The 17,198-nt window shown below is 69.9% G+C and carries 16 protein-coding genes; 3 read left to right on the forward strand and 13 right to left on the reverse strand.

All coding sequences use genetic code 11. From position 1 onward, the window contains the following. Positions 1-225 precede the first annotated feature (225 nt). The 5 genes from C4U03_RS13975 to C4U03_RS13995 all read right to left on the reverse strand — a co-directional run bounded on the left by C4U03_RS13975 (position 226) and on the right by C4U03_RS13995 (position 6,439). Positions 226-1,995 carry an ADP-ribosyltransferase gene (locus C4U03_RS13975; RefSeq protein WP_160146980.1) on the reverse strand — a complete coding sequence of 590 codons (1,770 nt, stop codon included), beginning with the start codon at positions 1,993-1,995 and terminating at the stop codon, positions 226-228. A 323-nt stretch (positions 1,996-2,318) separates the two neighbouring features. Then, positions 2,319-3,089 (reverse strand): succinate dehydrogenase/fumarate reductase iron-sulfur subunit, encoded by a 771-nt coding sequence (locus tag C4U03_RS13980; protein WP_103938173.1) that lies wholly within the window; start codon positions 3,087-3,089, stop codon positions 2,319-2,321. Continuing rightward, positions 3,086-5,020, reverse strand: a complete 1,935-nt coding sequence (locus tag C4U03_RS13985; RefSeq protein WP_103938174.1) for a fumarate reductase/succinate dehydrogenase flavoprotein subunit — start codon at positions 5,018-5,020, stop codon at positions 3,086-3,088. Before C4U03_RS13985 ends, C4U03_RS13980 begins: the two co-directional genes overlap by 4 nt. Before the next feature lie 13 nt (positions 5,021-5,033). Further along, the gene (locus C4U03_RS13990) at positions 5,034-5,837 is read right to left on the reverse strand and encodes a hypothetical protein (RefSeq protein ID WP_103938175.1); all 804 of its coding nucleotides are present in this window, start codon (positions 5,835-5,837) and stop codon (positions 5,034-5,036) included. Between the two features lie 374 nt (positions 5,838-6,211). Then, positions 6,212-6,439 carry a hypothetical protein gene (locus C4U03_RS13995; protein WP_103938176.1) on the reverse strand — a complete coding sequence of 76 codons (228 nt, stop codon included), beginning with the start codon at positions 6,437-6,439 and terminating at the stop codon, positions 6,212-6,214. A gap of 552 nt (positions 6,440-6,991) precedes the next feature. On the opposite strand from C4U03_RS13995, the gene C4U03_RS14000 reads away from it, so the two are divergent. The 3 genes from C4U03_RS14000 to C4U03_RS14010 all read left to right on the forward strand — a co-directional run bounded on the left by C4U03_RS14000 (position 6,992) and on the right by C4U03_RS14010 (position 9,816). Then, positions 6,992-7,387, forward strand: a complete 396-nt coding sequence (locus C4U03_RS14000) for a hypothetical protein (RefSeq protein WP_103938177.1) — start codon at positions 6,992-6,994, stop codon at positions 7,385-7,387. Between the two features lie 82 nt (positions 7,388-7,469). Next, the gene (locus tag C4U03_RS14005) at positions 7,470-9,014 is read left to right on the forward strand and encodes a hypothetical protein (protein WP_146087369.1); all 1,545 of its coding nucleotides are present in this window, start codon (positions 7,470-7,472) and stop codon (positions 9,012-9,014) included. A gap of 382 nt (positions 9,015-9,396) precedes the next feature. After that, complete coding sequence (locus tag C4U03_RS14010) at positions 9,397-9,816, forward strand: hypothetical protein (protein ID WP_103938179.1); 420 nt, start codon at positions 9,397-9,399, stop codon at positions 9,814-9,816. 204 nt (positions 9,817-10,020) lie between these two features. On the opposite strand, the gene C4U03_RS14015 is transcribed toward C4U03_RS14010, so the two are convergent. The 8 genes from C4U03_RS14015 to C4U03_RS14050 form a co-directional block, all read right to left on the reverse strand. Continuing rightward, positions 10,021-10,431 carry a hypothetical protein gene (locus C4U03_RS14015; protein WP_103938180.1) on the reverse strand — a complete coding sequence of 137 codons (411 nt, stop codon included), beginning with the start codon at positions 10,429-10,431 and terminating at the stop codon, positions 10,021-10,023. After that, the gene (locus tag C4U03_RS14020; RefSeq protein WP_103938181.1) at positions 10,428-10,973 is read right to left on the reverse strand and encodes a hypothetical protein; all 546 of its coding nucleotides are present in this window, start codon (positions 10,971-10,973) and stop codon (positions 10,428-10,430) included. Before C4U03_RS14020 ends, C4U03_RS14015 begins: the two co-directional genes overlap by 4 nt. Further along, entirely contained in the window at positions 10,943-12,328 is a 1,386-nt protein-coding gene (locus C4U03_RS14025; protein WP_235017850.1) for a hypothetical protein, read from the reverse strand. Before C4U03_RS14025 ends, C4U03_RS14020 begins: the two co-directional genes overlap by 31 nt. 383 nt (positions 12,329-12,711) lie before the next feature. Next, positions 12,712-13,137, reverse strand: a complete 426-nt coding sequence (locus C4U03_RS14030) for a hypothetical protein (RefSeq protein ID WP_146087370.1) — start codon at positions 13,135-13,137, stop codon at positions 12,712-12,714. A gap of 2 nt (positions 13,138-13,139) precedes the next feature. Continuing rightward, positions 13,140-13,721 carry a hypothetical protein gene (locus C4U03_RS14035; RefSeq protein ID WP_146087371.1) on the reverse strand — a complete coding sequence of 194 codons (582 nt, stop codon included), beginning with the start codon at positions 13,719-13,721 and terminating at the stop codon, positions 13,140-13,142. Continuing rightward, positions 13,706-15,199, reverse strand: coding sequence for a hypothetical protein (locus C4U03_RS14040; RefSeq protein WP_146087372.1), 1,494 nt, complete (start codon positions 15,197-15,199; stop codon positions 13,706-13,708). Before C4U03_RS14040 ends, C4U03_RS14035 begins: the two co-directional genes overlap by 16 nt. A gap of 175 nt (positions 15,200-15,374) precedes the next feature. Further along, entirely contained in the window at positions 15,375-16,544 is a 1,170-nt protein-coding gene (locus C4U03_RS42820) for a C40 family peptidase (RefSeq protein WP_327372770.1), read from the reverse strand. Then, the gene (locus C4U03_RS14050) at positions 16,541-17,182 is read right to left on the reverse strand and encodes a prepilin peptidase (protein ID WP_103938186.1); all 642 of its coding nucleotides are present in this window, start codon (positions 17,180-17,182) and stop codon (positions 16,541-16,543) included. The genes C4U03_RS42820 and C4U03_RS14050 overlap by 4 nt, the downstream gene beginning before the upstream one ends. Between the last annotated feature and the right edge of the window lie 16 nt (positions 17,183-17,198).

The raw sequence follows: 17,198 nt of genomic DNA on the forward strand, positions 1-17,198 counted from the left end.
AGGACCCAGTGCTGGGGCCATTTTTCACGACGCACGCCCGGATCCGTCGAAGGATCCGGGGCGTACGCGTGCCGGGTGAAGGGACGTGCCGAGGGAGTGTCCCGGCCCTTCCGGCGATGCCGAACCCGACACCGAGGCAGACCAGTGCGTCGTACCGCTCGCCGCCCCCGCTCCCTGCTGACCGCCTCGCGGGACGCGCTGCCCATCGGCACACGCGGACCGGCGTCAGGGCAGGATCGTCCCGAACACCTTCCAGAGGCCGCCCTCGTTGACGACCTCGTCGATCCGGTAGCGCTGCCCGCGGTCCAGCAGCAGTTCGGTGTCGGTACCGGGGGCCCGCCGACCCCCCTCCACTACCTCCGGCAGGTGGATGCCGCGCGTGCCCGCCGGCGCGCGCAGGTAGAGCGAGACGTACTCCTTACCGGTGCCGAAGTGATGCGCCCACATGTGGGGGCGCTTGGTCGTGGCCGTCGACATGAAACCCGGGTCGGTCTGGACGCTGCCCTTCAGCTCCGCCGGGGGGCGGTCGAAGGCGTCGGTGCCGACGTACCGGGTGACGATCATGTCGACGGGCAGATACGAGCCGTCCATGGCCGCGTCGATGGCCGCGATGCGCTCCCTGGTCTGCTCCGAGGCGTCCCGCCGCCCGCGCAGGTAGCCGTTGATCTCCTGGTACGGCTCTTTGTAGCGGTAGGCGTCCAGCGCGTCCCGCGGCCCCTCCGGCAGTTGCGGGTACCGGTGGGTCAGGTTCTTGACCACCCAGTCCCGGTAGGCCGCGTCCGACGGGAAGCGGACCGCGTCCTTGGCCCAGTCCGCGTAGCCCTCCCAGTCGGTGGGGAACTGCTGCCACAGCAGGTTCTGGTCGGCGAGGTCCGGCAGCTCCGTGTCCAGGAACCTCTTGATCACGCGCGGATCGTTCTCCGGCTTGGCCCCGTGGACCTCGAGGGTGTTGGTGTCCTCGACGTAATGGGTTCCCAGCTTGGGATTCCAGTCGGGATCGCCAGGCCTGATCAGCCGCAGGTCGATGCCGTACCGCTTGAGCAGGGTGAAGTCGCTGGGGGTGAGCCCGGCGGTGGTGGCCCGTGCGGCCAGGTCGGACAGACGGCGCACCTGCTGTGCCCGATCCTCGACCGCGGCGATCGCGGGATCCCCGGCAGGATGCCGCTTCTGCGCCTCTTGGAGGATGAGCGCCGCGTCCTCGGCGGCCTGCTGGACGGCACCGGGAATCCCGTTGAGCAGGCCCCAGCGCGCCTTGCCCCGCAGGGCCTCCACGGCCGCCTCTTGGCCGGGAACGTCCCTGGGGACGGCCGGGTCCTGGCCCGGCCGGTCGCGGGGGGACGGCCCGCCGCCGTCCCTCTCCGGTCTTTTCGGCCCGGACGGGAGGTCGTCGACCCGGTTGATGCCCTTGCCGCCGAAGACCGCGCCGAGCACGTCGGGGAGGAGCCGTCCGACGGACCGCCAGCCGTGGCCGGTGTTCCAGTCGTTGACGTGGTCCTTGGTGGCGCCGTCCCAGATCTGCTGGGCGGTGTCGAGGGGATTGGTGGTGAAGAGCCTGCCCCAGGTGTCCCTGGTCTCGTCGAATCTGTCTCCGCCGCATATGTAGGTGAGGCAGAAGAAGAGCCCTGCGCCTTCGTTGACCCCTTGGACGGTGTCGACGGCGCCGATCCAGGCGCCCTGGCCGAGGTCGCAGACCCCCTGGAGCAGTTCCCAGCACTGCAGGGGCTCGTCCCAGTCCTCGCTGGGGATGATCTTGCGGCTGTCGTCCGGCGCCGAGAACGTGTGCTCCGGCCTGGGCACGGCCGGGGACGAGTGGGCCGGCTCGGCGACGACGGGGGCGCCCCGCGCGGGGACGACACCGGCGTCCGTGCCCGGTTCGCAACCGGCGTCCTGCTTCAGCGGGCACAGCGCGGATTCGGCGGCGTCGCGGACCGTACCCGGCAGCCCGGCGGACGTCAGGGCGACGACCACCGTCGCGACCAGGGCCACCAGCGACACCCACGACACCGAGACCGAGCCACGGTCGGACGCGCGGGAGCGCCCGAGAGAGAGGAGGAGTCGGCCGGCGGGCACAGCGCTCCCGTCGTCACGCACGGCGTTGTCCCGCCGCAAGCTAGCCGACGGAGGAGACCGGGCACAGGGTCCCAGGACCCATCACGGACCCTAAGGAAACGGTGACGCCCCGGACCCGCGAGGGATCCGGGGCGCCGGCGCAAACGAGTCAGGGGGGCGGGGAACAGGTGTGTCCTGGCCCGCCCTGGTGATGACCGGTCAGGCGGGCGGGAAACAGGTGTGTCCTGGCCCGCCCTGGTGATGACCGGTCAGGCGGAGGGGGTGTCCTGGCCCTTCTTGACGATGCCGAGCTTGGAGCCGAGCCAGACCAGCGGGTCGTACCGCTTGCCGGCCACCCGCTCCTTCATCGGGATCAGCGCGTTGTCGGTGATCTTGATGTGCTCGGGGCAGACCTCGGTGCAGCACTTGGTGATGTTGCAGAAGCCCAGCCCGTGGTCGTCCTGGGCGATCTGGCGGCGGTCGGACTCGTCGGCCGGGTGCATCTCCAACTCGGCGATCCGCATCAGGAAGCGCGGCCCGGCGAACTGCGGCTTGTTCTCCTCGTGGTCACGGATGACGTGGCAGACGTTGTTGCACAGGAAGCACTCGATGCACTTGCGGAACTCCTGCGAGCGCTGCACGTCCTGCTGCATCATCCGGAACTCGCCCGGCTTGGTGTCGCCCGGGTCGAACGAGGGGATCTGCCGCGCCTTCTCGTAGTTGAAGGACACGTCGGTGACCAGGTCGCGGATCACCGGGAACGTCCGCACCGGGGTGACCGTGATGGTCTCGTCCTCGGTGAAGGTGGACATCCGGGTCATGCACATCAGCCGCGGCATGCCGTTGATCTCCGCCGAGCACGAGCCGCACTTGCCCGCCTTGCAGTTCCATCGCACCGCCAGGTCGGGCGCCTGGGTGGCCTGCAGCCGGTGGATGATGTCGAGGACGACCTCGCCCTCGTTGACCTCGACGGTGTAGTCGACCAGCTCGCCGTCGCCGTCGTCCCCGCGCCAGACCCGGAACTTCGCCTGGTAGCTCACTTGTCGCCCTCCTTGGTGGTCACGGCGGCGTCCTTCGCCTCAGCGGGCAGCTCTTCGGCGGTGAGGTACTTCTTCAGCTCGTCGTTGTCGAACAGCGCGATCAGGTCCTCGCGCATCGGCTCCATCGGCTGGCGCTTCAGCTCGACCCGGGGATCGTCGGCGTTGCCCGCCAGCCGGCAGACCAGGTTCACCTTGCGCCACTCGGCGGACATCCCCGGGTGGTCCTCCCGGGTGTGCCCGCCCCGGCTCTCGGTCCGCTCCAGCGCCGCCTTGGCGATGCACTCGGACACGATCAGCATGTTGCGCAGGTCCAGCGCCAGGTGCCAGCCCGGGTTGTAGCCGTGCCCGCCCTGGACGGACACGTTCGCCACCCGGGTGCGCAGCTTGTCCAGCGCCTCCAGCGCCTGCTTGAGCTCCTCCTCGGTGCGGATGATGCCGACCAGGTCGTTCATCGTCTGCTGGAGCTCGGCGTGGACGGCGTAGGGGTTCTCCCCGCCCTCGCGCTCGAACGGCGCCAGCGCCTCGGCGACGGCCCGGTCGATCTCCTCCTGCGCCGGGGCCGGGCGGTCCTCGCCGAGCGCGTCCACGTACTCGGCGGCGCCCATCCCGGCGCGGCGGCCGAACACCAGCAGGTCGGTCAGCGAGTTGCCGCCGAGCCGGTTGGAGCCGTGCATGCCGCCGGCCACCTCGCCGGCCGCGAACAGGCCGGGCACCAGGGCCGCGGCGGTGTCCGGGTCGACCTCCACCCCGCCCATCACGTAGTGGCAGGTCGGGCCGACCTCCATCGGCTCGGAGGTGATGTCGACGTCGGCCAGCTCCTTGAACTGGTGGTGCATGGCCGGCAGCCGTCGCTTGATCTCCTCGGCGCCGCCCGGCATCCGGCCCACCACGGTCAGGAACACCCCGCCGTGCGGGGAGCCGCGGCCCTCCTTGACCTCGGTGTTGATGGCCCGGGCCACCTCGTCACGGGGCAGCAGCTCCGGCGGGCGGCGGTTGTTGTCCGGGTCGTCGTACCAGCGGTCGGCCTCCTCCGGGGTGGTGGCGTACTTGTCCTTGAACACCTCGGGGATGTACTTGAACATGAACCGCTTGCCCTCGGAGTTCAGCAGGATGCCGCGGTCACCGCGCACCGACTCGGTGACCAGGATTCCCTTCACCGACGGGGGCCAGACCATCCCGGTCGGGTGGAACTGCACGAACTCCATGTTCAGCAGCGTCCCGCCGGCCAGCAGCGCCAGCGCGTGGCCGTCGCCGGTGTACTCCCAGGAGTTGGAGGTGACCTTGAACGCCTTGCCGATGCCGCCGGTGGCCAGCACCACGGCCGGCGCCTCCAGGACCACGAACCTGCCGGTCTCGCGGACGTAGGCGAACACACCGGCGATCTTGCCGTCCTGCACCAGCAGCCGGGTGACGGTGGTCTCCGCCCACACCTTCAGCCGGGCCTCGTAGTCGCCGAACTCGCGGTGGTCCTCCTGCTGGAGGGCCACCACCTTCTGCTGGACGGTACGGATCAGCTCCAGGCCGGTGCGGTCACCGACGTGCGCCAGGCGGGGGTACTCGTGGCCGCCGAAGTTGCGCTGGCTGATCTTGCCGTCCTTGGTCCGGTCGAACAGCGCGCCCCAGTGCTCCAGCTCCCAGACCCGGTCCGGGGCCTCCTTGGCGTGCAGCTCGGCCATCCGCCAGTTGTTGAGGAACTTGCCGCCGCGCATGGTGTCGCGGAAGTGGACCTGCCAGTTGTCGTTGGGGTTGACGTTCCCCATCGCGGCGGCGGCGCCGCCCTCGGCCATCACGGTGTGCGCCTTGCCGAGCAGCGACTTGGAGATGATCGCCGTCTTCTTGCCCTGCAGCCGCGCCTCGATCGCCGCGCGCAGCCCGGACCCGCCGGCGCCGATCACGACGACGTCGTAGGAGTGCCTTTCGATCTCGGTCATGATCAGTCGATCCTCAGTTGTAGATGCGCAGGTCGGAGATGGCTCCGCCGGACACCAGCGCCACGTACAGGTCCGCGACCACCAGCGAGCCCAGGGTGATCAGGGCGAACTGGCCGTGCCGCTCGTTGAGCTTGGAGACCACGCCCCAGGCCCAGTAGCGCACCGGGTGCTTGGAGAAGTTCTTCAGCCGTCCGCCCACGATGTGCCGGCAGGAGTGGCACGACAGCGTGTACCCCCACAGCAGCACCACGTTGGCCAGCAGGATCAGCGAGCCCAGCCCGATGCCGAAGCCGCCGTCCTTGCCGTGGAAGGCCAGCAGGGCGTCATAGGTGTTGATCAGGGAGATCACGGCCGCGATGGCCCAGAAGTAGCGGTGCAGGTTCTGCCCGACCAGCGGGAACCGCCGCTCCCCGGTGTACTTGGCGTGCGGCTCGCGTACGGCGCAGGCCGAGGGGGACGCCCAGTAGCCCCGGTAGTAGGCCTTGCGGTAGTAGTAGCAGGTCAGCCGGAAGAGCAACAGGAACGGCAACGAGATCGCGGCGAACGGGATGAAGAACGGCAGCTTCGGCAGGAAGGTGCCGAAGTGGGCCGACCCCTCCACACAGCTCTCACTGACACAGGGCGAGTAGAACGGGGTGAGGTAGTGGTACTCGTCCACCCAGTAGTACTTGCCCATCATCGCCCGCACGGTGGCGTACGCCACCCATGCCGTGAACACAACCACGACGAAAATCGGATAGCCGCGCCAGTTGTCCGTCCGGAGCGTGCGTGCGGCGATCTGCGCGCGCTTCTTGCCCGGCGCTTCCACAGTGCTCATCGATAGCACTCCAGTTTTAAGGTCTTCGCTCGTGCGGGAGCTGATCCGCACGTCGGGCCGTCGCGCCACGGCTACATGCAGTACACCCGCTGCTGGCTAGGCGACCATACGCCACCAGCGTGGCGCTGTGACACACGCAACAACCAGGCGGGGCATGTGACCCTGGCCACAGGGGGTGGCATGGTACCCCTGGACGCTGGGGTCATGCCAGGAACCTATGAAACCGATCAGCTTGGGCTATCGAACCGCAGCGTCCGGGCACGTCCAACACTGCTCGAAAGCCCCCGTCCACCCGCCGCGCCGGGGGCGGCAGGGCGTCAGCAGGGGCCGTCGTCGGGCCTGCGGAGCTCCTTCAGCGTCCGGTGAGAACGCGCTCACTCGGTGAGCGGCCGTGTCGGCTCGCCGCGCAGGCGGCCGGCCCGAGCCCGCGACGACACCCCGGCAGGCGGTGGCACCAAGGCGACGGGCCGCGCGTCGCCACGGGCCGAGCCTGCGCATTTGACGCAGACCGTCTTCCCGATGGCCTCGCGGGCCATGTCGGCGACGGCCTCGCCGGGGCCGGAGCCCACGAGGGCGGCGACGATCGAAACGGTGCGGGCCATGATGCCGACGCACTCCGCGGACGTCCCCCCACGTCGCCCACCTCGGTGAACGGAGCGCGTTTTCCCCATGAACAAGAAGTGTCATATCCGCATATATTACGCACGCAGGGACCAGCGGCCCAATATGTAGGTCAAGCGGCCGGATCATTGGGTCCGCAGCCCCTTTCCGCCGCCCTTTAACGATCATTAACTTCGGGCCGGTGAAAACGGTTTCGAGGCGCAGACGTGGGCCTGGCGAACGAGGCCGACGGCCGGGCGCAGGAAGAAGGACGCCGCCGAGCGCGCCTACCTGGAGACGCAACTGTGGACGCTGGAACTGCACAGCAGATACGGCCGCAACCCCTCTGCAGAGAACAGACAGGCGCTTCAACTGGCCGAAGAGGCGTTGGAGGGCGCCCGGGCGGCGATCGAGTCGCCGGGATGACAGACAGGGCCCCCGGCTGGGCCCTGGGGCCCTGGGCCGCCCCCCACCTACTGTTTAACTTTCTGGAAATGTGGCGAGGAAGATCCCCCGGCACGCGCTCATGGCGGCCGTCGGTACTCCCCGGACCCATGCAGGCGGCGCGTGTCCTGCTGTACGCCGCCGCCGCGCTGACGGTGATCGCCGCACTCGACGCCTGGATCGCGGCCGACGGCACCGCCGGGCTCGGCCAGGTGATCGCGTTGAGCGTTCTCGCCGTCCCGTGCGTCCTGCTCGCCCGGCGGGCGGCGCACCCGGGGCCGTGGACCTGGTCGGCGATCCTGGCCCTGGAGACCTTCTCCCTGCTCTGGCAGCTCGGGCGTATCGCGTCAGGTGATCCGTTCGGGCTGCTGGGCCTGACGTTCCCCATCGCGCTCATCGTGCTGGTCGCCCGGTGGGCCGTCCGTGGACACCTGCGGGTCAGGCCGTGGCAGCGGCGAAACCTCCGCCCGAGAACGGCCGACTGCGGCTCGGCCTCGTCGTACTGAGCCGATGCCCATGCGACAGCCGAACCGAACGCGGCGAGCGAAATCACACCGGCCAGGGGCCAAGAACGGTCGTCCTTGGCTCATGCCCACGCCACCGGGGTCGGCACGGGCGGCGCGGGTGCTCCTGTACGTCGCCGCCGGTCTGACCTCGATGAGCGCCCTCGACGCCTGGCTCGAGATCGGCGGCCTGTCCGGGCTCGGCCAGGCGACCGTGCTCTGCGTCCCCGTCGTCGTCGGCGTCCTGCTCGCCCGGCGGGTGGGACGCCCGGGGCCGTGGACCTGGTCGGCGATCCTGGCCCTGGAGACCTTCTACCTGCTCTGGCAGCTCGGGCGGATCGCGGCGGGCGATCCCCTGGGCCTGCTCGGTCTGACGTTCCCGACCGCCATCATCGCCTGCGTCACCCGGCCCGCCGCCCGCGAATACCTGCGGATCAGGCCGTGGCGGCGGCGGTGCCCCGGCCTCCGCCGGCCGACGTCCGACCGGGGCTCGGTGACGGTGTCCCAGGTCGGGCTGGTGGCGCTGGTCGCCGGCGTTGTCACCGCGCTGCTGGCGGGGGGCCTGCCCGGCACGGTCTCCAGCGCCGCCGGCAGAGCCCTGTGCCCCCTGGTCCAGGCGGCCTGTGAGGACCCGGCACCCGGCGACGGCGCCACCGCCGCCCCCCCGGCCTCGTCCGTTCCCCAGCCGGCACAGCCGATCCGGGCCGACGACGGCGACCGCCCAACCGTCCCCGACGAGGAGTACGACAAGCCGCTGAACTGCTGGTGGTGGGCTCAGGGCGTCTGCGACCTCGGCCAGGGAGCCTGGATCGGCACCGTCGACACCGTCCAGGGCCTCAACGACGGCGCGGGCCTGATCGTCTGCCTGTCCTACCTGTGCGGCGGGGACAAGTTCGACCAGACCGTCGACACCTGGGACGCCCTCCTCACCACCAACCCCCTCGACACCGCACAACAGGTCTGGGACGGCACCACCAGGGACCACGTCAACGACTGGAGCACCGGACACGGCTGGCGCTCCATCGGACGACTCGCCCCCGACGTGCTCGGCGCGGTCTTCGGCAGCAAGGGCGTCCACCGGCTCGCCAAACTCCCGGACGGCCCGGACGGCCCCGATCAGCCTGCCGTCCAGCAGCCGGTCCATCCCCCCGTCCTGTACAAGGACGCTGAGATGACCGATGGCGGCAGGTCCTGGGACCGATTGAACAACGTCCCCATCCTGACACGGGCCCAGCGCGAGCACTACAGGATCACCCCGCGCAGGGATCCCGACGGCGTGGTCCGGCTGTACGACAGCAAGGGCAGGAGGTTCGACAGCAGCACCGCGAGCCCGCTCCACCCCGGCGACGAATCGGGCAGGGCCATCTTCGTCATGCTGAAGAACGGTGACTTCTTCGCCTCCGCCTACCACGCGCCAGGCCGTTTCCATCACTCGACCCTGGCGGCCGGGGACAGGGTCGCGGCCGCCGGCCAGCTCAAAGTCATCGACGGGAGGCTCGTCGCCTACGACGACCGCAGCGGTCATTACCAGCCCCAGCGCTGGCAGACCCGTCAGTTCGTCGACTGGCTGGAACGCTCGGGCGTCGACCTTGACGGCGTCGATGTGCACCTCGAAGCCCCACCGAACTGACGCGGCGCAGCCGGGCGGTCGGCAGGGCGCCGATGACGGCTCCGGCTGCGGTCAGCGCCGGGTGGAGCAGCGCAGCAATCCCCTGGCCGCCGAGCAGGGCGGCGACCGCCACCACTCCGGCTGTCACCACTGCGGCGGTTCCGGGTCCGGCGCCCGGCAGGCCCGGCGGGCGTTCACTCCCCGTTGCCGCCCTCCGGCTCAGGGAACACGTCCGTCCGCGGTGCCGGCAGTTCCGGCCTTCGTCGCCTCCGACCCGCCGCTCGAATGGGGACCGTTCTGGGCCCTGGGACCCTGGGCGCGTTCCAGTCCCGCTGTTTAGCTCCTCCGTATGCAGCGAGCAAAATCGCGCCGGGGCACGTCGGGACGCCCGGCACCGTGGCTCGTGCGGACACTGCCGGGTTCGGTGCGGGCGGTGCGGGTCCTGCTCTACGTCACCGCCGGGCTGACCGTGATGGCCGCGCTCGACACCTGGATCGCGATCGGCGGCGCCTCCGGGCTGGGCCAGGCGCTGGCGGTCTGCGTCCCCGCCGCCGCGGCGGCGGCGCTCGCCAGGCGGGTGGCCCGCCCGGGGCCGCGCACCTGGGCGGCGATCGTCGCCCTGGCGGTCTGCTACCTGTTCTGGCAGTTCGGACGGGTCGCGGGTGGCGATCCGTTCGGGTTGCTCGGGCTGACGTTCCCGATCGCCCTCATCGTCTGCGTCACCCGGCCCGCCGCCCGTGAACACCTGCGACCCGAGCCTGGACGCCGGCTGCGGCCGGGCAGGTCACGCCGGCCGGCCGGCCGCCGCTCGCTCCAGCCCTGACGGACCCGGTACAGGCGCCCCCGCACCATGGCGCCCGACGGAATCAGGGAACGGCGGTGGCCGCCCTGACCGTGCTCGGTCACCTGCTCGCCGTACGGGCGGGCCGCCCCGGCCGTGCACGGTCACCACGACGGCACGCCGAGCGGCTCCACGAGGTGATGTCCCGGCAGAACTTCGGCAACGACGTCACCGCCAGATTCCCGGTCATCGCCAACGGCCGGCCTGCTGCCGCCCGTTCCGGCGCCCACGGCCCCAGGCCGCACCGAGGAGGGCGCCGGCCAGGGTGACCGCCCCGTACAGCGCCGCGCTCGCCGGGGGCCCGGACACCAGGGTCGGGACGGAGGCCAGCAGGACCACGGTCAGCGGGCCGGACAGCGCCAGCGGCAGCCGCCACCGCCCGGCCTCCCGGACCCGGCGGGCCGCCAGGCGTCCTGCCGTCAGGGCGGTCCCGGCCAGGATCGACAGCAGCACCAGGCCCGTCGCCCAGCCGGACCAGCTGCGCAGTGCGACGTCCGGGAACGCGGCGAGGACGGCGGCCAGCGACAGCACCATGACGAGCATCCCGGCGGCCGTCACCGCGAGCCCGTCGAGGAAGGCGCGGACGGGGCGGTTCATTCGTCCACCCGCAGGGAGTCGGCAACGCGGGCCAGACCGGCGGCGTCGAAGTCGACCATGGGAGCCCGCACCGCGAGGTCCAGGAGGGTGCCGTCGCGGGTGAGCGCGTAGACGTCCACGATGCGGACCCGCACCGTCGCACCGCCCGGGGCGGTGTCGTCGTAGACGGCCTCGATCCGGTGGGCCTCGACAGCGCCGGGCACGTCGGCCGGGCGGTCCACGACGACCTGCCGTCCGCTCACCTGGTTCAGCAGCCGGACCTGGGCGAGTTGGTCGCGCATGGTCCCGGTGTAGGCGTCCCGCCGGGCGACGACGGCCTGGCTGCGGGCGGCGCCCTGGGGGCCGTCGGCCCCGCGCAGCTCCACCAGCGGGGCGCCGCCCTCGTCGGTGGTGCGGATCTCCCGCCAGCCAGCCGGGTGCGCAAGCGTATAGCCGTCGCCGGCGTACCGCTGGAACCCCGGCGGCGGCTCCGGCGGCCCGGAGCAGGCCGCGGCGAAGACGGCCGCCATCGTCAGCGCGAGCAGCCGGACCAGGGAACCCATCCCACACCTTCCTTCCACATCTGGGCGTCGGCCAGCGCGTTGTGCTCGCCCTCCAGCTTCAGCTCCACGCCGCCGATGCCGCGCACGCTGACCCGGTCGGAACTGAGCTTGCCCTTCAGGACGTCGGAGTCGTAGACGAGCTTGGTCACCGTGCCGTGCGTACGGAATCGTTCCTCCAGCTTGGTACGCGTCCCACCCGAGACGGAGTCCGGCAGCAGCCGGTCCCACTCACTGTGCAGGCCCTTCGCCGCGAAGTCCTGGACGAGCTTGAGGCTGGTGGGATCGCCCAGGTCCAGGGACCGCTGTTCGCGGGTGCGCTCGCCGCTGATCGGCACGTCGATGTTCGCCGCCAGATCCCGCAGCTTCGTCTTGGACGGCTCGCCGGGACGCTTGGGGGCCGCCTCGCTGACCTTGTCGGCACCACGGCCGAACCAGTTGAGCTGGCTGTCCACGATCTGGGTGAACGTTTTGAGGGTGCCCTTGGCGTCGGCGCCGAGCCGGTAGTAGGTCGAAGCCTTCCCCTTGGCCGAGACGCCGACGTCGGGCCAGTTCTTCTTCAGGTGCTCGCGGACTTGCAGGGGCAGCCGCACCCGGCCGCCGGTGCCCGCCTCGACCCTCCGGGCCAGTTCCTCGACGCCCTCGTTGACCCGGCCGACGAACTTCTTGCGGACGTCGGCGGGCATGTAACGGCCGATATCGGTGATGGCCGCGCCCTCCAGCTCGCCCGCCGACCGGACGGTCATCTCGAAGCTGCCGTCCGGTTTGTACCGCATTCCACCCAGATGCCAGCCCCGGCCTCCGGCGGACACTCCCAGGAATTTCTTGAACAGGTCGGCCTTCGCGGTGAACCCGGCGGTGGGGCCGCCCTCGATCAGCCACTCCTTGCGAGGCGGCAACGGCGCAGGGGCCACCGGCCTGCTGCTCAACAGGTACGGGAGCGAGGTGAGCGGATTCGTGGCCAGCGACAGATCCGCGGCCTGGCGCAGGCGATGCGCGGCGTAGTCCGTCGGGAACTGCCGGGCCTGCTTCTCGTTGTCGAACTCGTAGATGTCGGCAAGAGTGCCGTTCACGCCCAGCCAGGCGCCCGCGGGAACCTTGCGCAGGCTGTCGAGGCCCAGCGCGTCGTCGGATTCCACCTGCGCGGTGGCCAGCCCCGGCGTCGCCCCAGCGAGCTCCCCCCAGCCGTAGACCCACACCTGCCACGCGTCGGGCTTCCCCGGGCGGGCCACCCGGCGGATCTGGTAGCCGAGCCGGGTTCCGCCGCGCACGTCGACATAGCGGACGGGGACGGTGACGTTCAGCTCGGCATAACCGATGTCGATACTGCGATAGCAGGAGTTCTCCGGCCGCTTCACGCCCGACTGCACCGGATTAAGCGGTCCGGCGGGGCCGGACGCTCCCGGGCATGAGGAATTCCGGGACAGTGGGCACAGCGCCCGGCGGGCGGCATCCCGCACCCTCTCGCCGAGGCCCCCGTCCAACAGGGCCAGCGCGACACCGACGACAAGCGCCAGTATCGCCACCGACTCCGTTGTGGTGACCCCTCGTTCGCCCCGATCGACGGTGCACGGGCACGGCTCAGATCGCAAACGCGCACGCATATCCGCGAAGCAATCATTGCGGCGCGCACACCCGTTAGGCCCGAAGACCTAGCGGATAGACCTAAATCCATCCATTAATCCACGAGTCGCCGATAATTCATGATATTTCCGCGCAGGCGGCCTTGCGGCACCGCGGTTCAGCCGGGCCGTCGTCGGCCGGCGCCCTTCACCGCGGCCCTGCGGACGCCCAGCAGCACCCCGCCGGCGGCGGCCAGGATCGGAACGAGCATGCCGGGCAGCGCAGGTATCCCCTCCACCGGGTGCAGGTTGATCAGCAGCGCGATGGTCAGCGGCGCCGCGACGGCCAACGCGTACCGGGCACGCCCCCTCTCCACCCCCGCCCGCGCCAGCCGGGGACCGGCCAGGTGACCGGCCAGCAGGCCACCCACCAACTGCACTACGACCACGGCGACCGCCGACGCCCAGAACACCCCGTCCGACACCACCAGTTCTGGATCGGCCAGCGCCAGCGCCACCACGACGGTCATCGCCGCCACCGGCACCGCCAGCGCGGCGACCGCCGACACTGCGACGGCCGCCGCGACCCCGCGGTGATGGACCATGATCATTTCTCCTTGATCCGGAACGATTCGAGCACTTCGGGCAGTCCGGCGGCCTCGCCGCCGCCCTCGGGGGCACGGACGGCGATGTTCACCATCACCCCGTCCTCCGTCAGCGCGTACAGGTCGATGACCTCCATGCGCACCGACCGGCCCGGGTTCGTCGACATCTCTCCCACGGCCTCGAAACGGTGGGCCACTTCGGCGCCCGGCACCTTCGTCGAGCGGTCCATCCGGATCCGACGCTCGGTGAGCAGGCTCGCCGCCCGGTACTCACCCAACTGGAGCTCGAAACGCCGCCGTTGCGCCTGTGACCCGTACGGACGCGCCTCGGACTGCCCGCCGACCAGCACCTCGCCCTGCGGTGCGCCCGAGGCCGTCGGCGGGCCGACCAGCCAGATCTCCGGTTCACCCCGCACGTTGCGCCGCGGCTTGCGCGTCCAGTCCGCCGGGTGGGCGAAGGAGTACACCGGGCCGTCGTACCTGACGAAACCGGCGGGCGTCGGCGGCGTGTCCGCATCGCCGTCCGCGCATCCGGCCGCCGCCAGGACCGCCGCCAGGACCGCGGCGATCATCCGAGTCCGCATTTGTCCCACTTCACCCAGCCGGTTCCCGGCTTCCAGTACGAGGCGTCGGTCGCGGTGCTCGTGGTCTGGTCGTACTCCCACTCTCCGCCGACCACGACCGCCCCTATCGACGCGTTGAACGTGGAGACCTCGTTGTCGAAGTTCACCGTCGACATCGTCCCCGCGCCGTCGAGGAACATCTGGTTCAGATCCCTGAACGGCTTTATCGGGTTCTGCGTAGCCGCGGCGGGCTGCACGCTGGTCTTGAGGTAACGGTCGAAGGCCGCCTTGTCCTCCGGCTTGGTGAGGTCCAGGACCTTCGTCGTCCGCTCCCGGAAACCTTCCTGGGAATTCTGGTACCAGGCGCTCGCCGGGCCCACGTCAAGGTCTGCGCGCAGATGCCAGCTGCCCTGCTTGTCGTCGATCTGGGTGAACTCCACCGGCTTCCCGTTCTCGTCGACGGTGATGCCGATCCAGGTGGATCCCGTACCGCGCAGCCCGATGCCCACACCGCTGTCGGTGGCGATTGCGCGCTTCACCGGGTCCGGCAGCTTCATCGTCGTGCCAAGCTTGTCGGCCAACTGCCTCTCGACATCGGAGATCCGATTCTGCACGGAGTTGGGAAAGCGTTTCTTCGCCTTCTTGATCATCGTATCTATGTCGGCCTCCGCCGACTCCATGATCTGCTGGCTGCCCTGGAAGTAGAATGTCGTATTTTCCTTCTTGTCACCTTGGGCATAGGTCCGCCAGACGCCGGCCGAGGTCGTCCCGAAGTTCTTGCCGACGATCGACAGCGGTAGGGGGCCCAGCTGGATGTCGTTGTAGAAGCCGTTGTAGAGGCCGCCGTCCCAGTACTCCTGGGCCGGTTTCCGGTCGGGTTCGTTCGCACCGATCTGGTCACCGATCCGGTCACCGATCCCGAAGGGAAGATGTCCGGCCAGCCAGTGGGCGGGGCCGGTCAGCGGATTGGTGCGGACCGCCACCTTGATCGGGTCTCCGATCCGATAGTTCTCCATCTTCTTGTAGAACTCCCTGGCCTCCTTCTCGTTGTCGAACTCGTAGATCTCGGCCTTGGAGCCCTCGGCGGTCGCCCACGCCCCGGCGTTCAGAAAGGCCAGACGGCTCTTGTCCGGGATGCCGACTCCACCGCCGACGTCCATCCAGGACATGTCCCAGACCTGCCAGGTGTCAGGCTTCCCGTTGCCGTTCACATATCGCCGGAGCTGCAACTGGGTGCCGCCGTCGGAGAGGATGCTGAAGATACGTCCGTTCCCGATGGCGGTGAACTCCCCATACCTACTGTGCAGGTTCGTCAGGCACGCCCCGCCCGGCTCATCCGGATCGCCCATCGTCACGGGCTGAGTTCCCGGAGGGCCCGGGCACCCCAACGACGGGGAGAGCTTGCACAATTCCCGCCGCACACCGTCCCGGACCGTGTCATTGACCCCGGCGGTGACCAGCCCCAGGACGACGGCGACGGCGACGGCGAGAACACCCACCCCGTCCACGGTGACGGAGCCTTGGTCGACGACAATTCCCGATCGGCTCTTCGAAGCACGGAACACCATCGAAGATTCGCATGATCGGGACGATCCGCCATGAGCCCCGAGACCCAAACACGGACCCAATTTTCATCGGCTGTCCATCTGACGTTCACCCACGATCTCCGCCCGGCTATTCCTTACCGAATCTGGCGAGTGGACGGGTGAAGCCCATGACATTGGGACGGTTGGCGTACGAGGTGACGCTGATGGGACCGCACAGCCGGCACCGGGCCTCGATCATGAGTTTCTTCTCCGGGTCGACCACCATCGCGACGTGGCCGGGACGATTCGGTCCGGACCCCGGGCCGGAATTGAAGAAGATCAGGTCACCGGGTTTCTCCGCGCCGCCCGGTACCCGAACCCCGAACGGCCACTGGGTGAACGTGGTGCGCGGGATCGCCACCCCGGCCGACTTGTAGGCGGCGTAAATCAGCCCGGAGCAGTCGAACGCGCTGGGCCCCACGCCTCCCCACAGGTACGGCTTGCCGATCTGTGCGTACGCGTAGGCGAGGATCTTCTTGATGAGGTCGGAGGCGTCGGCGGGCAGTTCGGGCAGTTGCGGCAGCGGGCCGACCTGCCCCGGCGGGAAGATGTCGTCGTAGTCGGGCCCGCCCTTGTAGGCCACCGGGTCCTCGGCGTCGACCAACCGGAGCTTGAACATCTTCGCCACCCGGTCCCGGTCCCCGTTCGGCCAAACCTGCACCCCGTCGCACACCAGCCGGTTGTAGTCGGGGTTGCCGTCCTCCAGTTGGTCACCGGGAATGGGAGGGTAGACGCAGTCGGGGATGATCAGCCGGCCCACGGCGGTGGCCTTCCCGGCCCGGCCGACGCCCTTCTCTCCGTCGGTGCCGGTGCACAGGTCCTCGCCCTCCTGAAGCGCCCGCCGCTCCTTGTCGGTCAGGTTCCGCTCGTTCTTCAGCTGGCACTTGCGGGTGACCGTACTCACCTTCGCGGTCGTTCCCAGCCGCCCGCTCAGCTTGACCTCGCCGACCAGGTCGGTCTCGTTCTCCCCGGCGTACCGCTTGGCCGGCACCTCGGGCTCGGTGTTGGTCATCCAGTAGCCGACGCCAGACGGGGAGATGCCCTCCAGCGCCAGGTCGATGGCCTGGTTGCGCAGCGGCTCCAGCGCCCCGAGCGCGGCGGCGTCCGCCCCGATCTGTGCCTGGGTGCGCATGTCCCCGGCCTCGGCGATCTTGAAGATCAGCAGGGTGGCCGCCGCCAGCGCCAGCGACACGTAGAGGACCAGGAGCGTGGTCGCCAGTCCCTCGTCGCCGGTCCGGCCCCGGGTCCGCCGGATCATGCGAGGACCCCGCCGGACATGACGCCGAGCAGCGCCCCGGCCAGCATGAAGGGGCCGAAGGGCATCTCGTCCTTGCGCCCGACCCGGCCGAGCAGCATGCAGGTGATGCCGAACAGCCCGCCGAGCAACAGCCCGGCCATCGCTCCGGTGACCCATTCAGCCTGCCCCAGCCAGCCGAGATGAAGACCGATGACCCCGGCCAGTTTCACGTCGCCGCGGCCCATGGCGTCTGGCCGAAGATAGTGCTGGACGGCGTAGCAGAACCACAGCGCCGCCATTCCCAGCAGCGCGTGAACGAACCGGAACATCCCGTCGGCGACGAAAAAGGCAGCCATTCCCAGCAGCACTATCCCGACCCCGTACGACGGAAGGGTGAAGAAGTCGGGAAGCCGCTTGACGGCGATGTCGATCACCGCCAGCAGGGATCCGACGACACCCAGATAGCAGAAGGCCAGTAGTTCCACTCCCATGCCGAGCCGCCAGGTCAGCATAACCGTCACGGCGCCGCCCAGGGCCGCCAGGACAATCCGGCGATGTCGCGTGACGGGGCCGCAGTACCGGGTGGTCAACGGAGCGGAGAACCAGCCCGCCCCCGAGCCCGCAAGCCCGGCGACCGAAAGCGTCAAAAACTGGATCATTGCCACCGATCAGTTT

The sequence above is a fragment of the Thermomonospora echinospora genome, from assembly GCF_900108175.1.
Taxonomy (GTDB): domain Bacteria; phylum Actinomycetota; class Actinomycetes; order Streptosporangiales; family Streptosporangiaceae; genus Thermomonospora; species Thermomonospora echinospora.